This window comes from Ochrobactrum sp. 19YEA23 (assembly GCF_029909865.1).
Taxonomy (GTDB): Bacteria; Pseudomonadota; Alphaproteobacteria; order Rhizobiales; family Rhizobiaceae; genus Brucella; species Brucella gambitense.
This window is the reverse complement of record NZ_JASAMQ010000003.1, coordinates 342,484-360,555: the sequence shown is the minus strand read 5'-3', so window position 1 is coordinate 360,555 and position 18,072 is coordinate 342,484. Positions and strand designations below refer to the sequence as shown.

The following is an 18,072-nucleotide window of genomic DNA, read 5'->3' as shown; positions in this document are numbered from 1 at the left end:
CAAAATTGCTAACCCTTTATCGCGCCTGACGGATTTTGCGCGCCTAGCGCGCGCTGAACCGCCACGCGGGCGGACGCCAGATCGGGCATGACCCAGTTGGGCTCACCGCCCAGAAACTTGTCGAGGAAGGCTATGGCATAGCCCGGCATATCGGCCACGTTTTCCCGATAAGACCACCAGGTCCGCAGATCGTCCGCACAGGCGTCGATATCCTGTGCCACGCCGAATTCCTGCTCCTGCACAGCAGCAATCGCGCATATGCAGTAGTTGGTGTAGAGAAAGCCCTCTGGCCAGAAGGCGATAATGTCGTGCTGCGGCGTGCTCTCACCCTCGGTTGCCTTGGGGATCGATAGCGCTCTGGCAGGCGAAAGGCGGATCAATTCACGCAGAACCAGACCGGCGGCAAAGGTGATGAAATCCTTGCGGTCCACCTTGGCATAACGCTTGTTCTGCTCAACCAGCTCAACCCAGTTCAGAAAAGCTTCCGTCAGTTTCTGCTCGTCGATATCGTAATCGACCCCATAAACATCGTGGAGAAGGCTGGCGTGTTTGCGAAACGTCGCCCTGAACCAGCGCAACTGCCGCAAGCGGCGTCGCAAGTCCGGCATCGATGCCATCTGGTTCTTCAAAAGCAAATCCATATTCCACGCCTCCAACGCCGACAGACCATATGCGAAACCACTACAGTTGTCAGCTTATCCTTCCATCGATATTCGCCTCATAATTATACATATTGACATTTAAGAAAACAAATGTTCTGTGAAGAGACGGGGACTGGAGGCGCCTGAAGACGCATCAAGCCTCCGGTGGAGGAGGAGAAAATGGCTATCTGGCAATGGGCTTTACTGGCTTTGGCTCTTTTATGGGGAGTCCAGTCGCTGGGCGTCTGGTTTCAGATGCGCCATTACTCCGACGTGCTGAAAGGCGTCACATCCCGCTACTCTGACGGATTCGTCGGTGCGGGCCATGTGCGCGGGCGCTTCGGCAAAGGCGTCATTGTCATGATTGTGGTCGACCGCGACCTGAAAGTCCGCCGTTTCCTGGAAATGAGCGGGCGAACCGTGTTTGCGAAATTCAAGCGGCAGGAAGCGTATGAGGGCATGTCGCTCAACGCCTTGCGGCGCGAACAGGAAGCGCTCGAAAAATCGCCCGTCAACACTGCTGCAAAGCAGGCGATGGACCAGATCGACCGCATCAGGGAACAATCCGACGGCACGTCTCTCGAAGGACTGAAACTGACTCACGCCTGAGAGCGTGACCAATCTGGAAGTGATTAAAAACAAACACATAGAGCACTTCCAATGTCCTGGCGGGTGGAAATGCTTAAGGGGTATCGCCCGACGAGGACGGGCGTCGAGGAGGAGAAATGTCTATAGCTGCAATGCTGGCGCAAGGCGCCGATACGACCTTACAATCCTTGCATGTGGCCAGCCAGATGGCAGCCAATATGGCAACGGACGCGGTGTTTCACGGCAAGGTTGCCGTCGAACACGGCAGCCATAACCTTGTGCAGCTTGCACAGGCGACTGGCGCGGACAATCTGACTGTCGATCAGTTCAAGGAACGTCTGCAACACGTCACGCAGGAAGAACAGCTGGGCTGGCTTGCCTCTATCGGCAAGCACTTCATCGGCATCTTCCAGAAGGGCGGCGAAGTGTTTTCCGGTTTTGTGACCGGCATCATTCCGACGCTGGTGGTTCTGATGACCGCCTTCTACGCAATCACCGAACTGGTTGGCGAAAAGCGCGTGCATGGTCTTGCACAGGGCGCGGGCCGCATCGCGCTGACCCGCTATACGGTTCTGCCGGTTCTGTCGGTGTTCTTCCTGACCAACCCGATGGCCTATACCTTCGGTTCGTTCCTTGAGGAAAAGCATAAGCCTGCCTTCTACGACGCGGCAGTGTCCTATGTGCATCCGCCGCTTGGCCTGTTCCCGCATATCAATCCCGGCGAATATTTCGTCTGGGGCGGTGTGCTCGTGGCTCTGCTTGAGCTGGAAAAGAAGGGTGCCGTGCCCAATGGATATCACATCAATGTGGCCATCTGGTACGCCCTCGTCGGCCTCGTCGTGATCCTGCTCAAGGGCATGCTCACCGAACGCATCACCGCCATCATGGCGCGCCGTCAGGGCGTCGAGCTCTAAGGCGCGCGGGAGGACATCATGGCCAAGACCTACAAGTCAGTCAAAATTTCTCACGGCTCCGGTGGTTGGGGCGGCCCGCTCGTCATTCAGCCGACCGAGCAGCGCAACAAAATCGTATCCGTGACCGGCGGCGGCATTCATCCGCTCGCCAAGCAGATCGCCGAAATGACCGGTGGCGAAGCCGTAGACGGTTTCCGCGCGCCGCCCATCGAAAGCGAAATGGCCGTTGTGGTGGTCGATTGCGGCGGCACCGCACGTTGCGGCGTCTATCCGCGCAAGCGCATCCCGACCGTCAACCTGACGCCCGTCGGCCAATCGGGCCCACTGGCGCAGTTCATCACCGAAGACATTTATGTCTCTGGCGTGAAATCAGAAAATGTTGTTCCTGCCGATGGCTCCGAGGCTCCGGCCGCCGCTGTTTCCATTGGAGCTGCAGCTGCCAAGGACGAAGAAAAACCGGCAGCACCTGTTGATACGTCGAACGATGGCGGCCTTGTCGGCTTTATCAGCCGCATTGGTCGCGCCATGGGTCGTGTCGTCGGCATTTTCTTCAATGCCGGTCGCCGCACCATCGATCAGGTGATCCGCAACGTTCTGCCATTCATGGCGTTCGTGACGATGCTGATCGGTCTCATCCTTTACACCGGCATCGGCGATATTCTTGCCCAGCCAATGGGACCGCTCGCCAACAACATCGTCGGCCTGCTCGTTCTGTCGGCCATCTGCGGCCTGCCATTCCTGTCTCCGATTCTCGGACCGGGCGCGGTCATCGCGCAGGTGGTGGGTGTGGCAATCATCGGCCCGCAAATTGCCAATGGCACCATCGCTCCGGCAATGGCCCTGCCCGCGCTCTTCGCCTACAACACGCAAGTCGGTTGCGACTTCGTGCCGGTGGGTCTGGCGCTCGGTGAAGCCAAGCCGAAGACTATTGAAATCGGCGTGCCTGCGATCCTGATCAGCCGCCAGATCATGGGCCCTGTTTCGGTGCTCATCGCCTGGCTCGTCAGCCTCGCCGTGCTTTGACGCAAACGGGCTCGCCGTTTTGATGCGGCGAGCCGTTCCTCCCAATATTCGACATCCTCATCTCCCCATTTACTGGAGGGTGTCGTTTTAGTGAAATTGAAAAGGACTGCCGCCATGGCGATACATCTCAAGACACGGATCACCGCAATCGGACCCGAAGTGGCGGATCTCGCCGAAGGCGGCGTTCTGATCCTGTTTGCCGAGGGCTCCCCGCCCGAGCTGGCGGAAGTTTCGGTGATGCACGCTGTCGAAGACGGCCCGCAGGAATCCGCACCGCCGGTTGGCGCGCTTATCGCCATTGGCGACCTGACGGCACGCATCACGGCTGTCGGAACAAGCGCCTGGCAGAAAGTGCGTGACATCGGTCACGTGGTGATATCGTTCACCGGCGCCGACTCGACCGATCGCCCGGGCGAAATCTGTGCCAGCGAAGTTGATGGCGCCGCTCTGGTTGCCGTGCTGCGCGAAGGACATACGATCGTCATCAGCGACTGATCTCAAGAAGCATTCATGATCCAAGGCTCTCAAATGGAACGCTCCACCATCGTCCGGGTGCATGAAGGGCTGCATGCGCGCCCCGCAACCCGTTTCGTCAAGCTCGCCAAGGGGTTCGAGTGTAATATCGAGATCGCAAAGAGCGGCAAAAGCGTGAGCGCGAAAAGCTCCGTCAAACTCATGCTGCTCGGCGTAAAGGAAAATGACGAAGTTACCGTACGCGCCGAAGGAGCCGACGCAATCGAGGCGCTTGAAGCGCTGATCGGCTATCTCGAAAACCCGCGTGCCGGGCTTGAGGAAAGCGAAGGCGCGGCTGTGGCCGTGGCAACAGAAGCTGCTCCCGTCATTGTCGCGCCGGTTGCAAGTGTTGCAAACGTTGCGATTACATCGTTGCCGGAAGGGCAGATCAAAGGCGTTGCCGCCAGCGAAGGTCTTTCGCTTGGTGAGGCATTTCCATTTTTCCCTGCCGAAATCACGCCGGGAACCGGCAAGTTGGCAGCAGACGAAATCGGACCGGAAATCAGCCGTTACGAGGCCGCTGTCGCGACCGTTCAGGCGCGGATGGAACATTCGCTCGCGCGCGGTGATCTCGCCGAAAGTGATCGCGGCATCGTTGCCGCTTTGAAGGACATTGCCTCCGACGACAGCCTGCGGGACGAAGCGCTCGCGCTCATTCGCGGTGGCATGGATGCCGTTTCCGCGACGCTCGGTGCCGCCTCGACGGTCGCCCAGCAATTTGCAAGCCTCGACGATCCCTATCTGAATGCCCGCGCTGATGACGTGCATGCGATCAGCCGCCAGATATGCCTCGCCTTGCTCGGCCAGGAAGACCTCAACCTCGACGGACTGCCGGATGGTGCCATTCTGATTGCCGAAGACATTGGCGCGTGGGATCTGGCGCGCGCACCGTTGAAGCGCATTCGCGGCGTGGTTTGCGGCCATGGCGGTGCGACCTCGCATGTCGCCATCATTGCACGCACGCACGGAATCCCGGCGGTGCTTGGGCTTGGCGACGCCGTTCACACGTTGAAGACAGCACGCAAGGTCGCCGTTGACGGCAGTGCCGGTATTGTTCATCACGACCCGGATGCGACCGTTCTGGCTGATATTGAAAACCGCATTGCAAAGGCCACGGAAGAACAGCGTGCACTGGACAAGTATCGTGATTACACCCCACGCCGCACCGATGGCGTGACGATTGAAGTTGCTGCCAATCTTGGCGCTTTGGAGGAAATCGAGGCCGCCCAGACGGCGGGCGCGATGGGCGTCGGCCTTTTCCGCACCGAACTTCTGTTCATGAAGCATATCCATTTGCCGTCTGAAGACATGCAGATGGAAACCTATGCGGCGCTTCTGCGGGCTTTTGCACCACAGTCCGTCATTGTCCGCACGCTCGACATCGGCGGTGACAAGCCCGTCGCTGGCATCGAGTTTCCGGAAGAGGAAAACCCGTTCCTCGGCTGGCGCGGCATCCGCATGTGCCTAGACCGCCCGGAGGTGTTCAAGCCGCAATTACGCGCCCTGCTTCGCGCTGCCGTGCATGGCAATCTGAAAGTCATGTTGCCGATGGTTTCCGATATTGGGGAAATCCGGGCGACAAGGGTGCTGATCGCCGAATGCGAACGCGAGTTGGCAGCGGAAGGCAAGTCATATGGCACGTTTGAACTGGGCGTGATGATCGAAACACCGGCAGCGGTTTTTGCCGCCGATCAACTGGCCAAGGAATCCGCGTTCTTCTCCATCGGCACCAACGATCTGACGCAATATGTGATGGCGGCAGACCGGCTCAACCCGACGGTGGCAAAGCTGAACGACGTGCATCATCCAGCCGTGATGGCGGCCATCGAAATGACCGCAAAAGCGGCCACCTCGGCGGGCATCATGGTGGGCATGTGTGGTGAAGCGGCAGGCAAGCCGGATCTGATTCCGGAATTTCTCCGCATGGGACTGACCGAGCTCAGCATGAGCCCGGCTTCCATTCCCCGCGCCAAGAAGATCATCGCCGACCTGTTCGGCGAATTAAGGTAGATGAGCAATCAGCGTCGCGAAGAGGGTTTCGAGCTTCTTCGCGTCGCGGGTCTCTGCCGCATCCACCAGCCGCTCATAACGTGCTTCCAGCACCATGAACACGCTTTCCAGCGGATCGATATCGGCGAGGTCCGCAGGCTTTACAGTCGCAAGCCCGCAGGACAGACAAGCGGCGGCGAGCCCGATCACTTCCGCCTTGCGCAGATTTTCCGGATCGCATGAGGCTTCCGACGACATCGAGCGAACAGGCTTTTCGTCCAGAGATTCCAGAAACAGCGCGGTCAGCGCCTGCGCAACCGTTTCCGTATCGCGCAGAACGTCTGCGTGTTTGCGCAGCAGACGCCCGTGGATCACGGAAAAAACCGCTTCGTGGATAAGTGCATTTTCGAGTCCGTAACGGCGCATCGTTCCCTTGAGGAAATAATACATATCGCTACGGAAACCGCGTGCGCCTTCCGCGCCGGTGCCAAAATAGAAGAAAAGGCTGCGCATCTGCGGCGCACCATGATGTTTGGCCGGTTCGGACGAGATGAACGAAATCGAGATTGCTTCGGCAGCGGTCAGCGCCGTATCCATCACACCTGCGGCATGGCCCAGAAGTGTTTCCGGTGCAGGCAGGCTGTTTTCGGGCGCACGCGCAGTTTGCCGGGCGCGCCTGATCACATACCGCACGTCGCGCAGACGGTCTTTCAGACTGACAGCGATTTCATCAGAAAGTGTGCGCAGCATGACCGATCCATTCCTCCCTGCGAGGTCAACAATCGTATCTTAACCGATACAAAAGAAGTATTGTTTTCCTCGTCCCGGAAAAGCAATAGGTTCCATATCACAAAGACGCAAACTGTAAGAATTTTGGGGAATCGATTTGAAAAAGACCGCCAAGGGGAAACGCAGCGCAGCTGAAACCAACGACCTTCTGGTAGGATCCGAAGGCGTTGCAGCGGAAAACCGCACCAGCCGCCTGAGAACCCGTGCGGCGTGGATGTATTACGTCGAGCAGATGACCCAGAGCGATATTGCCGATGCGCTGGGTGTCGGCCGCGTAACCATCGTGCGTCTCCTCGCCGATGCCCGGGCCCGCAACGAGGTGAAGATCACCATCGAAGGCAAGCTTTCCGCATTGACCGCGCTGGAAGCCGCACTTGAAAAGGCATTCGGGCTGGAACAGGCCATTGTCGCGCCCCTGTCTTCTGCCGAGACCGACCCGATTCCCCCGATCAGTGCTGCGACAGGCGCCTATCTGTCAGAAAAAATCCAGCATGGCATGCGCATTGGCGTCGGCTGGGGTCGCACCTTGTCCAGCACCTTGCAGCATATCGGCTCGCGCCCGGTCAATGATCTGAAGGTCATTTCGCTATTGGGCGGCATTGTGCAGCCACGACGCTCCAACCCTCCGGAGTTTGCCTGGCAGTTCGCGCAGATGTTCCAGGGCGAAGGCTACCTTATCCCAGCGCCTGCCCTTGTGGACAGCAAAGAGACCCGCACCGCGCTTATCGAGCGCTGCGGCCTCAATACGGTTCTGGACATGGCCGAAGATCTCGACATGGTGCTTCTCAGCATCGGCGGCATCGAAACAGCCAGCAGCACGTCGTACCGCGTGGGGCTCGTGGATGACCACCAAAAGCTGTCACTGCTCGCCAATGGCGCTGTCGGTGACGTTCTGTTCCACTTCTACGATGCCGATGGCCGTATCGTCGACGATCCTGTCCACGAACGCGTCATGTCCGCCAGTATCGAAAGCTTGCAGAATGCACAGCAACGCATCCTGACATCCGGCGGCAAGGAAAAGATTGAAGCGCTACTCGGCGCGATGAAGCTTCTGCGTCCCACGGTTTTCATCACCGACGAGGAAAGTGCTGCCGAAATGCTTCGTCGCATCGGTCATTCTGTTTTGAACTGAAGCGCGAAATACAGATAATACAAACAGATAGAGCGCTTTCGTGACCTTACACGAAAGCGCTCTATCCAATTCGAGAAAGGTCGCCGCGGCGAAATCACTTGCGCAGTTCGGCCTCGATTTCGTCCAGAACCTTGTCCTTGCCGATACCGGTCAGGAAAGCGAGACCCTTGATCACCCGCTTTTCAACTGAGGCAGAAATCGGCGTCGTCGAGACGATAAAATCCACATTGTCAGCCAGAGACGGCACTTCGGTAGCCTTGGCCTGCTGAGCGTTGAAGGTCAGCCCGCGCTTTTTCATTTCTTCGGTGACGGCAGCATTCACAGCGGTGGATGTTGCCACGCCGGTGCCGCAGGCAAAGAGAATCGTTTTCATTTTGGCCATTGTGTTTCCTCCGGTTAACCGAGCGCGGCTTCCACGTCGCCCAACGTGCGCGCTTTCTTCAAATTCTCGAGCGCGTCTTCATTTTGAATCGTCGCCATAACCTGTTGCAAGGTCTCGATCTGCTTGTCCTTGTCATTGATGGCGAGCAGGAAAACAAACCCGACAGGCACTTCCTCTTCCGGATCTTCCATATTGGAGAAGATGACGGGAGATTTCAGCGTAGCGAAAGCGATGCCCGCTTTCAGGACATGCTCAGGATCAGTATGCGGAACGGCGACGTTTTCTTCGCGCTCCAGCGGCAGACCGGTTGGCATGGTCTGTTCCCGCTTCACGACCGCATCCGCATAGCTAGGCTTTACATAGCCCAGCCGTTCCAGCTTTGCCGCCAGAACACGGATGATCTCCTCATTGGTTTTGGCCTCGCTCTGCAGCTCTATCGCTTCAGGGTCGAGAAAAGCCATCAGGCCGTTCGCCATTCCATCCTCCATTTCAGATAGCCGCATACCTTTCCGGTATGCGGCCAGTATTGCTTTTGCGCCTTACCAGTTGTTCTGCTCGGCTGGCTCGTCTTCTGCACCGGCTGCCCGTTCCCAACCATCGGTGTTGCGACGATAAAGAATGAACAGCACTGCGATGACAACTGCGAGAGCCGCAATGCCGACAACGCCCAACCACTGGATTGCGGCGATGATGACATAAGGCACCCACAGGAAGCCGTCGACAACAGAAGTGATCTGCAGCGCGTTTTCCGGCAGTTTAAAGCCGGACGCAACGGCAGCACTCGTGAACAGCGGAGCCAGCGCATTGGCCACATAGAAGCCGATGGCGAGCGTTACCGTACCAACAACAACCATGCGGAACACATTGCCCTTCAACAGCGGCGCAGTCATGGCGACGATGAACGGGATAACCGCAAGATCGGCGAACAGGATGACGCGGTTGCCCGGCAGAATCACCGACAGGATGATCGCGATAGGCACGAGGATCAGCGACGACGAGATTGCAGCCGGGTGACCGATCAGGATTGCCGAATCGAGACCAACCAGCAATTCGCGGTCGCCGGTGCGCTTGCGCACGAATTCCTGTGCGGCGTCAGAAACCGGCAGCAGGCCTTCCATCAGGATTTTGACCATGCGCGGCAGAAGCAGCATCACGGCGGCAAGGGTCATGCCGGTGCCGAGCACCTTGGCCAGCACATGGCCGAAATCGCCTGCATTGTAAAAAGCGATAAGGCCGAGCACGAGACCGATGATCAGGCCCAGAACCACAGGCTCACCGAAGACACCGAAGCGGCGCTCGATGGTTTCGGTGCTGATATGGATTTTGTTGATGCCCGGAATGCGATCCATGATCCAGTTGAGTACGATAGCGATCGGCAGAATCTGTGCCGATGCCAGATGCGGTACCGAAACGCCCGGAACGCCGTAGAACTGCTGCACGGCGCGTGCCGACCAGTCAGCGAACAGAAGCGACAGAGCGGCAACAAGAGCTGCAACGATAATGCCGTAAGCCAGATTGTCTGTCGCGGCGACGACGAGCGAACCGACAAAGGCAAAGTGCCAGAAATTCCACACGTCGACATTGAGCGTGCGGGTCCAGCGCATCAAAAGCAGCACGATATTGACCAGAATGCCGACCGGAATCACCCAGAGACCGACGGACGAACCGAACGCGATGGCGGCAGCCGAAGGCCAGCCCACATCAACGATGTCGCGCTTGATGCCCGTATTGGTAACGATGGCCTGAGCCACCTCGCCGATGGAGGTGAACATCAGCCCCAGCACGAGGTTGATACCAATGAAGGCGACGCCGATAGTGACGGCCGCACGGAAGGCTTTGCCCACCTTTGCGCCAAGAACCACGGCAATAATGAAAATGACGATGGGGAGCAGGACCGTCGCTCCCAACGTATCGATGGCAGATTTCAGGCCGCTTAGAAATGCGTCCATAGTTTTCTCCTCCCCCAGTCATTCCCAACGAATGCCAGGCCGTTCGAACGCTTGTATCAAGTTCCGCACCGCATGCCCCCACAATGATTTTGTTGTGTTGCATTTTGAAACACCGGGCAGAACATTTGTTTTTTATATCAGACCAATGTTTGTTCACAAGCGCTAAAGCACGGTAAGGAATAACAGGTCCGACGAATGTGTTAAATGTACACTCGTATTGACTTGGAAACAAATGTTCATTATCGGGTATAGGAAGAGAGGCGTGAAGGCGCCTGGAGGAACATCAGGAGGAAAAGATGGCGACGAATGTGGCGTTGACGGGCTTGGCACGTGATATGCAGGCGCGTGCGGACAGCGGGCGGCCGATCCGTATCGGGCTGATCGGCTCCGGCGAAATGGGCACCGATATTGTGACGCGCGTGGCTCATATGCCCGGCATCGAGATTGGCGCCATTTCCGAACTGCGCGTTCCAAACGCTTTGAAAGCAGTCGACATCGCCTATCAGGAAGAAGGTCACGGCAGGCAAGTTTCGAACGCCTCCGAACTGACCTCGGCCATGGAAGGCGGCAAGGTCGCCGTTACAGACAATGCCAATCTGATCCTCGAAAATGACCTGATCGATGTTGTGATCGACGCCACTGGCGTTCCCGCTGTCGGCGCGGAAATCGGTCTGCGCGCCATGGAACATGGCAAGCATCTCGTTATGATGAATGTCGAAGCCGACGTCACCATCGGCGCTTACCTCAAGGCTGAGGCCGACCGTCTGGGCGTTACCTATTCGCTCGGCGCTGGCGACGAGCCGTCTTCCTGCATGGAACTGATCGAATTCGTTTCCGCCATGGGGCACCCCATCGTTGCCGCTGGCAAGGGCAAGAACAACCCGCTCAATATCGACGCCATTCCCGATGATTATCTGGAAGAAGCCAAGCGCCGCAACATGAATGTGCGTATGCTGGTTGAGTTCGTCGACGGCTCCAAGACCATGGTTGAAATGGCTGCCATCGCCAATGCTACCGGCCTTGTGCCCGACAAGCCAGGCATGCATGGCCCTGCCGCAACGCTCGACCAGCTCAACAAAACGCTGATTCCGGAAAAGGATGGCGGCGTGCTGTCGAAGGTCGGCGTGGTGGATTATTCCATCGGCAAGGGTGTTGCGCCCGGCGTCTTCGTTGTCGCCGACATGTCGCATCCGCGCATTTCCGAACGTATGGAAGATCTGAAAATGGGCAAGGGCCCATACTTCACCTTCCACCGCCCATATCACCTGACCTCGCTCGAAGTTCCGCTGACCTGCGCCCGCGTCGTTCTTTACGGCAAGCCGGATATGGTGCCGCTGGCCAAGCCCGTTGCCGAAGTCTGCGCTGTCGCCAAGAAGGATATGCAGCCGGGCGAAAAGCTCGATGCCATCGGCGAATATTGCTACCGCGCCTGGATCATGACTTCTGGCGAAGCGCGCACTGCGCATGCCATCCCTTGCGGCCTTCTTCAGGGCGGCAGCGTGACGAAGCCGATCAAAAAGGGCGAACTCATCACCTATGACAATGCAGCCGTCGCGCCGGGTTCGAAGATTGCCGAACTGCGCGCCCGCCAGGACAAGCTCGTTTACGGAGCATAAGGAGCCGCACCATGGTTCAAGCCAGAAAGATTGATGCGCAGGCCGCAGATCGCCACAACCTGCCCTTCGCTTTCCGCACCTATTCTCCGGAACAGCTGAAGGAAGCGCTGCACAAGATGTATCTCATCCGCCGCTTCGAAGAAGGCGCGGAAGAAAGTTACACGCGGGGGTTTATTCACGGCACAATGCACCTGTCCATCGGACAGGAAGCAAGCGCCATGGGTTCCTGCCTGCCGCTAACCGAAGATGACATGATCACCTCGACCCATCGCGGCCATGGTCATTGCATCGCCAAGGGCGCAGATGTGAAGCGCATGTTTGCCGAGTTCTTCGGCAAGGAAACCGGTTATTGCAAGGGCCGCGGCGGCTCCATGCATATTGCTGACGTTTCCAAGGGCAATCTCGGCGCCAATGGCATCGTCGGCGGCGGTATTCCGATTGCAGTCGGTGCAGCCCTTTCCGCCAAGAAGCAGAAGAACAACAAGGTTGTCGTGTCGTTCTTCGGTGATGGCGCCAACAATGAAGGCGCATTCCATGAAGCGCTCAACATGGCTTCCGTCTGGAAGCTGCCGGTCGTTTTCGTCTGCGAAAACAACGGCTATGGGATGTCCACTTCAACCAAGCGTTCAACGGCGGTGGCCAATGTCGCGGACCGTGCCTCGGCCTACAACATGCCGGGCAAGGTCGTGGACGGCAACAACCTCTCGGACGTGGCCGAGGCCATCAACGAGGCGGTGGAACGCGCACGGCGCGGCGAAGGCCCTTCGCTGATCGAGAACAAGACCTACCGACTGCGCGGTCATTCGAAGAGCGACCGCAACCGCTATCGCACCAAGGAAGAGATCGAGGATTGGGCGAATAATCGCGACCCTATCGCGCATTTTGAGGCTGATCTGAAGGCTTATGGCGTGATCGACGACAAGGAGATCGAAGCCATTCGGGCCAATGTCGAGAAGGAAATCGCCGACGCGATTGAATTCGCGAAGAACAGCCCTTCTCCGGACCTCACCAACCTGACCCGCGACGTATATACGGACGAAATCTGATCATGGACACCACAATCCGCGAGTTGAGCTATTCGCAAGCCATTCAGGAAGCCATGGCGATTGCCATGGAGCGCGACGACCGCGTTTTCCTGATGGGCGAGGACATCGGCGTCTATGGCGGCGCGTTTCAGGTTACCGGCGATCTCGTGCATCGCTTTGGTGAAGACCGCGTCATGGACACACCGATTTCCGAACTTGGCGGCGCTGGCGTCGCCGTCGGCGCGGCGCTGACCGGCATGCGCCCGATCTTCGAATTCCAGTTCTCCGATTTCGCTGCACTGGCCATGGAACAGATCGTCAATCAGGCCGCAAAAATTCGCTACATGCTGGGTGGCGCGGTTTCGGTGCCGCTGGTCATGCGCTTTCCCGCCGGTTCCGGCACGGGTGCTGCCGCACAGCACAGCCAGAGCCTCGAAGCCTGGCTTGGCCATGTGCCGGGTCTGAAAGTCTTGCAGCCGTCCACGCCGCATGACGTCAAGGGCATGCTGCTGGCAGCTGTTGAAGACCCAGATCCGGTCATGATTTTCGAGCACAAGCTGCTCTACAAGATGAAGGGCCCAGTGCCGGAAGGCTATTACACCGTGCCAATCGGCAAGGCCGAAGTGGTGCGCGAAGGCCGCGATCTGACCATCGTCGCGACCGCCATCATGGTGCACAAGGCACTGGATGCAGCGGCAGAACTGGCCAAGGAAGGCATCGACGTCGAAGTCATCGATCTGCGCACCGTGCGCCCGATTGACCGCGACACGATCATCAAGAGCGTCAAGAAAACCTCGAAGCTGCTTTGCGTCTATGAAGCGGTGAAAACGCTCGGCATCGGCGCAGAAATCTCGGCCATTGTCGCTGAAAGCGATGCTTTCGATTATCTCGACGCCCCCATCGTGCGTCTTGGTGGCGCAGAAACGCCAATCCCGTACAACCCGGATCTGGAACGCGCGACCGTGCCGCAGGTGCCCGACATCCTCAAGAGCGCCCGCGACCTTGCCAAGGGAGTGCGCTGACCATGGCAGTGGAAGTCATCCTGCCGAAAGTCGACATGGATATGGAGACCGGCCAGATTTCGCGCTGGTACGCCAAGGATGGCGATACCGTCACGAAGGGTCAGCTCCTGTTCGAGATCGAAACGGACAAGGCAGCCATGGAAGTGGACGCCCCGGCCAGCGGCATTCTCGGTGATGTGGCAGCCGCCGAAGGCACTGTTGTGCCAGTCGGTCAGGCCGTTGCCTGGATTTATGAAGAAGGCGAAGAGCGCAAAGCACCACCATCAGTTGGGCTCTCCGCCGATGCGCAGCCTGCGCCCCCGCAGAGCGCGCCAGCACCGGTTCGGGAGGATGCCCTCCAACCTGTCGAACCGGTCGTTTCTGCTTCCCAAGGCGCTACCGCCCAGGAAACAGCCGTGCGTGCAACGCCGCTTGCACGTCGGTTGGCTCGCGAAGCCGGTATTGATCTGGAGGCGATTGCGGGTTCCGGCCCCAAGGGACGCGTGCAGAAAAAGGATGTCGAGGCGAAGATCGGCTCTGCCCCGACTGCTGTCGCAACGGCACAGCCTGCGGCCCCGGTATCGGCTTCGCTGTCCAAGCCTGTGGCGACTTTTTCCGCAGGTTCCGCAGGCCCGCTCAATGCCGTCTGGCTGCGTGAAGGCGAAGCCGGAAAACTGCCGATTGTCCTGATCCACGGCTTCGCCGCCGATCTCAATTCGTGGCGCGGTCTGCTTGCAGGGGCGACACTCGGCCACCCGGTTCTGGCGCTTGACCTTCCCGGTCATGGAGCGTCCACGCGCAGCGTGCCGGACTGCATTGATGCGATTGCTGAAGCTGTTGAAGCCACACTTGCCGCCTTTGGCGTTAATGCCTGCCTGCTCGGCGGCCATTCCTTCGGTGGCGGCGTTGCCGCAACGGTTGCGGCACGCGGCATCGTCGATGTACGCTCGCTGGTGCTGATTTCGTCTGCCGGTCTCGGCCCCGAGATCAACGGCGCCTTCACCAAGGGCCTGATCGCCGCCAAAAGCGAGGCGAGCATTACGCCATGGCTTAAGCTCCTTGTCAGCGACGAAAGCCTGCTTACGCGGCCGTTCATCAATGCCACGGTTGCTCAAGCCGCGGATACTGAATTGCGTGCCGCACAAAACGCCATCGCGGAACGGTTCTTCACGGACAGCACCCAGACCTTCGACGTCCGGTCGGCTATCGCCGGATTGCCAATCCCCGTACGGCTTATCTTCGGTGGAGAAGATCGGGTCATTCCCGTCAGCCATGCGCATGGCCTGCCCGGAAAAGTCGGCGTGCATATCTTCCAGCGTTGCGGACATATGCCGCAAATCGAGGAGCGTGCCGAAGTGCTGCGCATTCTCGCCGAATGCGCCCGCGCCGTTGCCTGAAACAACAAAGCCCCGGTTTAACCGGGGCTTTTTTTATGCATCAGGCGGTGAGCGCCGATAAGGTACGCTCGACCAGCCGCGCCATGGAGCGCGTCGAGCCAAAAGGCCAGATATCACCTCCGAGATGATAAGTATGGCCGGCGCTGACTACCGGCAGGACCGGCCAGATAGCGCTTTCCGTCAATTCCTTTGGCGTCGCTTCATCCAACAGGCAAAGCCGCGTTTCCGAGCTGAGGGACGCAAGCTCTTCCAGCCCAAAGGTCGTAAAGCCAAACGGCTGCACGCCACCATCAACCGCTTCCGAGAAACCAGCCTGCACCAGCGTTTTCATCACTGCCGAATTGGTCGTGAATATTCTCAATCGCGCCACGCCCGGCAATGGCTGCGCAATCACGACAGGCAGCGGGCTGGATCGTTTCGTTCGCGCCGCTGACAAACCATCCTCGAAAGACTGCCATTCGGCCTTGCCTTCCGCCTCGCGCTCCAGAGCGGTTGCAGCGATCGCAAGATTTGATTTCATATCCTGAAACAGATCGGCGCTATTGGATGCGCCGTCGAGCAGCACCGTTGGCGCAATAGCCTTGAGACGCTCGGCAATCGCTTTGTGGCGCAGCGCGGATGTCAGGATCAAGTCCGGCTTCAGCCGCGTCAGCGCTTCGAGGCTCGGCTGTTGCCGCCCACCGACATCGGTCGCATCGGCAAGCCCATCATTCTGGATATTGACCCACTGGCGATAGCCCGCCAGATCGGCGACGCCCAGCGGGCGAATGCCGAGTGAAAGCGCAATTTCAGTTTCCGCCCATTCAAGGGTTACGATCTTGCGCGACGCTTCAGCCCGCACGGAAGACGTAAGGGCGGCCAAAGCCGCCCCCACAAGAAATTCACGTCGTGAGAAACTCACTACCATTTCACACTCGTTGTCGCCACGATGGAGCGGCCCTGCCCGTAATAGCACTGGCTGGTCGAATTACAGCCTGCCACATATTTCTTGTCGCCGAGATTATAGGCATTCACCTGAAGGCGATAGTTGCCAAGATCATAGCGCAGGAAGGCATCAACCAGTGTGTAGGACGGCACGAAGAACGTATTCAGCGTATCGCCAGCGGTCTTGCCGATGCGACGCACACCACCGCCGAGGACGAGATCGCCCTTGAGGCTGTCCGGCAACGGCACGTTATAGCTGACGAACAGTGACTGCTGATCCTTCGGTACCGTGTAAGGCTGTTTGCCAACCTGTGCCGGGGTCTGGCTTTCGCTGACTTCCGGGTCCTGGAAGCTCATGGCAGCCGTCAGGTTCAGGCGATCCCACAATTGCGCGGTGCCTTCCAGCTCGACGCCGCGCACCCGCACTTCGTCCGTCTGGTAATAGACGCCGGAAATACGATTGACGACATTCTGCTGTTCAGCTTCGAAAGCCGAAAGCGTTACGCTGTAATTCGCGCCTTCCGGGGCGTATTTAATGCCCACTTCCTTCAACGTGCCAGTGGTCGGCTTGAGCGGCGTATCCGCCAGCGTCAGCGTCGGCAGGAAGGACGTCGAGTAAAGCGCGTAAGGTACAAAGCCACTGTCGAACACATAGGCTACGCCCGCACGGCCCGTGAACTTTTCCGGGTCCTGCTCGTAGTCGACAGTGCGGCCCGACGAGAGCGTCGTCTGCTCGGAATCAACCTTCACAAAGTCTTTGCGACCGCCAAGCGTCACGCGCAGATTGCCAGCCTCGATCTGATCCTGCACGTAAATGCCGGTCTGATACTGGTTTTGGAGAAGGCGCGTCGTGGCCTTAACGGGCGTCAGCGGCTGATTGAAGGTCGGGTTGAACAAGTCCTGCGACGGACCGGTCGCCGAGCCGGTATAATTGTCGAGACGCTGCCACTGCTGATCGACGCCGACGAGCAAAGTGTGCTCCAGCGGACCTGTATCGAAGCGCGATTCAAGCTGCGTGTCGAAGGCGATGGCATCGAGTTCCGGCTGGGCCAGATAATTGGTGCGCGGCAGCGTTTTGCCGTTCCAGCCACTGGTTGGCAGCACGCCTGCAAAGAGGTTGCGGTAATCGGTCTTCAGATGCGAATAGCGGAAGTTCTGGCGCAGCGTGAACGTATCGTTGAAACGATGCTCGAACTGATAGCCGATATAGCCGATTTCCTTCTTATAGGTCGCGCTGCGCGGATCACCGTCGGTGAAATCGCGCGGAATGCTCTGTCCGGTCGGATTCGGCAGTACGCTGCCATAGGCCGGAACAATCACACCCGCCTGCCCCAGATCATCCTTCAGATAGCCGCCGGAAACGACAAGGCTGGTATCCGCATCCGGACGCCAGGCGAAGCTCGGATTGATGGAAATACGGTTGTTCTTGCCCAGATCATAGGACGTATCGGCATCGCGGATCATGCCGTTCAGGCGATAGGTGAAACGCGGATCGTTGTTGATCGGGCCGGTCAGATCGAAGCCGAATTCCTTGCGCTGAAAACTGCCGCCACGCAGATAGGCTTCATTGGACGCTTCGGCCTGCGGCTGCTTGCTGACCATGTTGACGATGCCGCCGACATTGCTCTGACCGAACAGCGCTGAACTTGGACCACGCAGAACTTCCACGCTTTCGAGCGAATAGGGCTCGACCACAAAGCCCGAATAGCCGCCGGTCTGGTTGGCGATCTGCGGAATGCGGATACCATCCAGATAGAGATCAGCCGGAAAGCCGCGAATGGTATAGTAATCGGAGCGCACATCCGCGCCATAACGCTGACCGTTCACATTAGCGCTGTAAAGCAGCGCTTCACTCACTGACGAAACAGCGCGATCATTCATGTTGTCGCGCGTGACAACGGAGATCGACTGCGGTGTTTCACGGATTGGCGTATCGCTCTTTGTGGCTGCGCGGCTATATTCGGCAATGTAGCCTTTAACCGGGACGCGAGGCCCTTTGTCACCGGAAGTTTGCACTTCGATGGTGTTAAGCTGAATGACGCCCGTATCCTGCGCCATCGCCGGAACCGCAACGGCGCCAAGCGCCACGCTTCCAAGAAGCACGGTTTTGAGCAGCGATCCGGCGTGCCTGCTGTTGTGAATGCGATCTGTGTTGCGCACGGTGTCCCTGCTCGTCTTCAACTCTGTTC

The 18,072-nt window shown here is 58.4% G+C and carries 17 protein-coding genes; 10 read left to right on the top strand and 7 right to left on the bottom strand.

Annotated elements, in window-relative coordinates; all coding sequences use genetic code 11:
- Positions 1–8 precede the first annotated feature (8 nt).
- Positions 9–641 (bottom strand): hypothetical protein, encoded by a 633-nt coding sequence (locus tag QBD01_RS10655; protein ID WP_182520613.1) that lies wholly within the window; start codon positions 639–641, stop codon positions 9–11.
- Between the two features lie 180 nt (positions 642–821).
- On the opposite strand from QBD01_RS10655, the gene QBD01_RS10650 reads away from it, so the two are divergent.
- The 5 genes from QBD01_RS10650 to ptsP all read left to right on the top strand — a co-directional run bounded on the left by QBD01_RS10650 (position 822) and on the right by ptsP (position 5,689).
- Positions 822–1,250, top strand: a complete 429-nt coding sequence (locus tag QBD01_RS10650) for a transcriptional regulator GutM (protein WP_280992753.1) — start codon at positions 822–824, stop codon at positions 1,248–1,250.
- 116 nt (positions 1,251–1,366) lie between these two features.
- Positions 1,367–2,143, top strand: a complete 777-nt coding sequence (locus tag QBD01_RS10645) for a PTS glucitol/sorbitol transporter subunit IIC (RefSeq protein WP_182520614.1) — start codon at positions 1,367–1,369, stop codon at positions 2,141–2,143.
- Positions 2,144–2,161: 18 nt separating this feature from the next.
- Positions 2,162–3,166 (top strand): PTS glucitol/sorbitol transporter subunit IIB, encoded by a 1,005-nt coding sequence (locus QBD01_RS10640; protein WP_280992752.1) that lies wholly within the window; start codon positions 2,162–2,164, stop codon positions 3,164–3,166.
- Between the two features lie 114 nt (positions 3,167–3,280).
- Complete coding sequence (locus QBD01_RS10635; RefSeq protein WP_182520838.1) at positions 3,281–3,661, top strand: PTS glucitol/sorbitol transporter subunit IIA; 381 nt, start codon at positions 3,281–3,283, stop codon at positions 3,659–3,661.
- Positions 3,662–3,694: 33 nt separating this feature from the next.
- Positions 3,695–5,689, top strand: a complete 1,995-nt coding sequence (gene ptsP, locus QBD01_RS10630; protein ID WP_280992877.1) for a phosphoenolpyruvate--protein phosphotransferase — start codon at positions 3,695–3,697, stop codon at positions 5,687–5,689.
- Here ptsP and QBD01_RS10625 read toward each other — a convergent pair.
- Positions 5,681–6,418 carry a hypothetical protein gene (locus QBD01_RS10625; RefSeq protein ID WP_280992751.1) on the bottom strand — a complete coding sequence of 246 codons (738 nt, stop codon included), beginning with the start codon at positions 6,416–6,418 and terminating at the stop codon, positions 5,681–5,683. The genes ptsP and QBD01_RS10625 overlap by 9 nt on opposite strands.
- Before the next feature lie 136 nt (positions 6,419–6,554).
- Here QBD01_RS10625 and QBD01_RS10620 point away from each other — a divergent pair, with 136 nt between their 5' ends.
- Entirely contained in the window at positions 6,555–7,589 is a 1,035-nt protein-coding gene (locus tag QBD01_RS10620; RefSeq protein ID WP_280992750.1) for a sugar-binding transcriptional regulator, read from the top strand.
- A 94-nt stretch (positions 7,590–7,683) separates the two neighbouring features.
- Here the strand turns inward: QBD01_RS10620 and QBD01_RS10615 are convergent, their stop codons facing one another.
- The 3 genes from QBD01_RS10615 to QBD01_RS10605 all read right to left on the bottom strand — a co-directional run bounded on the left by QBD01_RS10615 (position 7,684) and on the right by QBD01_RS10605 (position 9,920).
- Positions 7,684–7,971 (bottom strand): PTS sugar transporter subunit IIB, encoded by a 288-nt coding sequence (locus QBD01_RS10615; RefSeq protein WP_151589104.1) that lies wholly within the window; start codon positions 7,969–7,971, stop codon positions 7,684–7,686.
- A gap of 14 nt (positions 7,972–7,985) precedes the next feature.
- Positions 7,986–8,447: a PTS sugar transporter subunit IIA gene (locus QBD01_RS10610; RefSeq protein WP_182520618.1), complete on the bottom strand. Its 462-nt coding sequence runs from the start codon at positions 8,445–8,447 to the stop codon at positions 7,986–7,988.
- A 63-nt stretch (positions 8,448–8,510) separates the two neighbouring features.
- Entirely contained in the window at positions 8,511–9,920 is a 1,410-nt protein-coding gene (locus QBD01_RS10605; protein WP_078340330.1) for a PTS galactitol transporter subunit IIC, read from the bottom strand.
- A gap of 296 nt (positions 9,921–10,216) precedes the next feature.
- Here QBD01_RS10605 and QBD01_RS10600 point away from each other — a divergent pair, with 296 nt between their 5' ends.
- The 4 genes from QBD01_RS10600 to QBD01_RS10585 are packed head-to-tail and all read left to right on the top strand — an operon-like array spanning position 10,217 to position 14,959.
- Positions 10,217–11,536: an NAD(P)H-dependent oxidoreductase gene (locus QBD01_RS10600; protein ID WP_280992749.1), complete on the top strand. Its 1,320-nt coding sequence runs from the start codon at positions 10,217–10,219 to the stop codon at positions 11,534–11,536.
- Between the two features lie 11 nt (positions 11,537–11,547).
- Complete coding sequence (locus QBD01_RS10595; protein ID WP_078340328.1) at positions 11,548–12,582, top strand: thiamine pyrophosphate-dependent dehydrogenase E1 component subunit alpha; 1,035 nt, start codon at positions 11,548–11,550, stop codon at positions 12,580–12,582.
- A gap of 2 nt (positions 12,583–12,584) precedes the next feature.
- Positions 12,585–13,583 (top strand): alpha-ketoacid dehydrogenase subunit beta, encoded by a 999-nt coding sequence (locus tag QBD01_RS10590; protein WP_078340327.1) that lies wholly within the window; start codon positions 12,585–12,587, stop codon positions 13,581–13,583.
- A gap of 2 nt (positions 13,584–13,585) precedes the next feature.
- Positions 13,586–14,959: an acetoin dehydrogenase dihydrolipoyllysine-residue acetyltransferase subunit gene (locus QBD01_RS10585; RefSeq protein WP_280992748.1), complete on the top strand. Its 1,374-nt coding sequence runs from the start codon at positions 13,586–13,588 to the stop codon at positions 14,957–14,959.
- A gap of 40 nt (positions 14,960–14,999) precedes the next feature.
- On the opposite strand, the gene QBD01_RS10580 is transcribed toward QBD01_RS10585, so the two are convergent.
- Entirely contained in the window at positions 15,000–15,866 is an 867-nt protein-coding gene (locus QBD01_RS10580) for an iron-siderophore ABC transporter substrate-binding protein (RefSeq protein ID WP_280992747.1), read from the bottom strand.
- Complete coding sequence (locus QBD01_RS10575) at positions 15,860–18,064, bottom strand: TonB-dependent siderophore receptor (RefSeq protein WP_392391371.1); 2,205 nt, start codon at positions 18,062–18,064, stop codon at positions 15,860–15,862. Before QBD01_RS10575 ends, QBD01_RS10580 begins: the two co-directional genes overlap by 7 nt.
- Between the last annotated feature and the right edge of the window lie 8 nt (positions 18,065–18,072).

What these genes read in the sequence shown, in the direction of transcription:
- QBD01_RS10580 (WP_280992747.1), bottom strand. Translation starts at nt 15,866, where the DNA reads ATGGTAGTGAGTTTCTCACGACGTGAATTTCTTGTGGGGGCGGCTTTG.
- QBD01_RS10635 (WP_182520838.1), top strand. Translation starts at nt 3,281, where the DNA reads ATGGCGATACATCTCAAGACACGGATCACCGCAATCGGACCCGAAGTG.
- QBD01_RS10640 (WP_280992752.1), top strand. Translation starts at nt 2,162, where the DNA reads ATGGCCAAGACCTACAAGTCAGTCAAAATTTCTCACGGCTCCGGTGGT.
- ptsP (WP_280992877.1), top strand. Translation starts at nt 3,695, where the DNA reads ATGGAACGCTCCACCATCGTCCGGGTGCATGAAGGGCTGCATGCGCGC.
- QBD01_RS10625 (WP_280992751.1), bottom strand. Translation starts at nt 6,418, where the DNA reads ATGCTGCGCACACTTTCTGATGAAATCGCTGTCAGTCTGAAAGACCGT.
- QBD01_RS10585 (WP_280992748.1), top strand. Translation starts at nt 13,586, where the DNA reads ATGGCAGTGGAAGTCATCCTGCCGAAAGTCGACATGGATATGGAGACC.
- QBD01_RS10615 (WP_151589104.1), bottom strand. Translation starts at nt 7,971, where the DNA reads ATGGCCAAAATGAAAACGATTCTCTTTGCCTGCGGCACCGGCGTGGCA.
- QBD01_RS10605 (WP_078340330.1), bottom strand. Translation starts at nt 9,920, where the DNA reads ATGGACGCATTTCTAAGCGGCCTGAAATCTGCCATCGATACGTTGGGA.
- QBD01_RS10610 (WP_182520618.1), bottom strand. Translation starts at nt 8,447, where the DNA reads ATGGCGAACGGCCTGATGGCTTTTCTCGACCCTGAAGCGATAGAGCTG.
- QBD01_RS10595 (WP_078340328.1), top strand. Translation starts at nt 11,548, where the DNA reads ATGGTTCAAGCCAGAAAGATTGATGCGCAGGCCGCAGATCGCCACAAC.
- QBD01_RS10645 (WP_182520614.1), top strand. Translation starts at nt 1,367, where the DNA reads ATGTCTATAGCTGCAATGCTGGCGCAAGGCGCCGATACGACCTTACAA.
- QBD01_RS10650 (WP_280992753.1), top strand. Translation starts at nt 822, where the DNA reads ATGGCTATCTGGCAATGGGCTTTACTGGCTTTGGCTCTTTTATGGGGA.
- QBD01_RS10590 (WP_078340327.1), top strand. Translation starts at nt 12,585, where the DNA reads ATGGACACCACAATCCGCGAGTTGAGCTATTCGCAAGCCATTCAGGAA.
- QBD01_RS10655 (WP_182520613.1), bottom strand. Translation starts at nt 641, where the DNA reads ATGGATTTGCTTTTGAAGAACCAGATGGCATCGATGCCGGACTTGCGA.
- QBD01_RS10600 (WP_280992749.1), top strand. Translation starts at nt 10,217, where the DNA reads ATGGCGACGAATGTGGCGTTGACGGGCTTGGCACGTGATATGCAGGCG.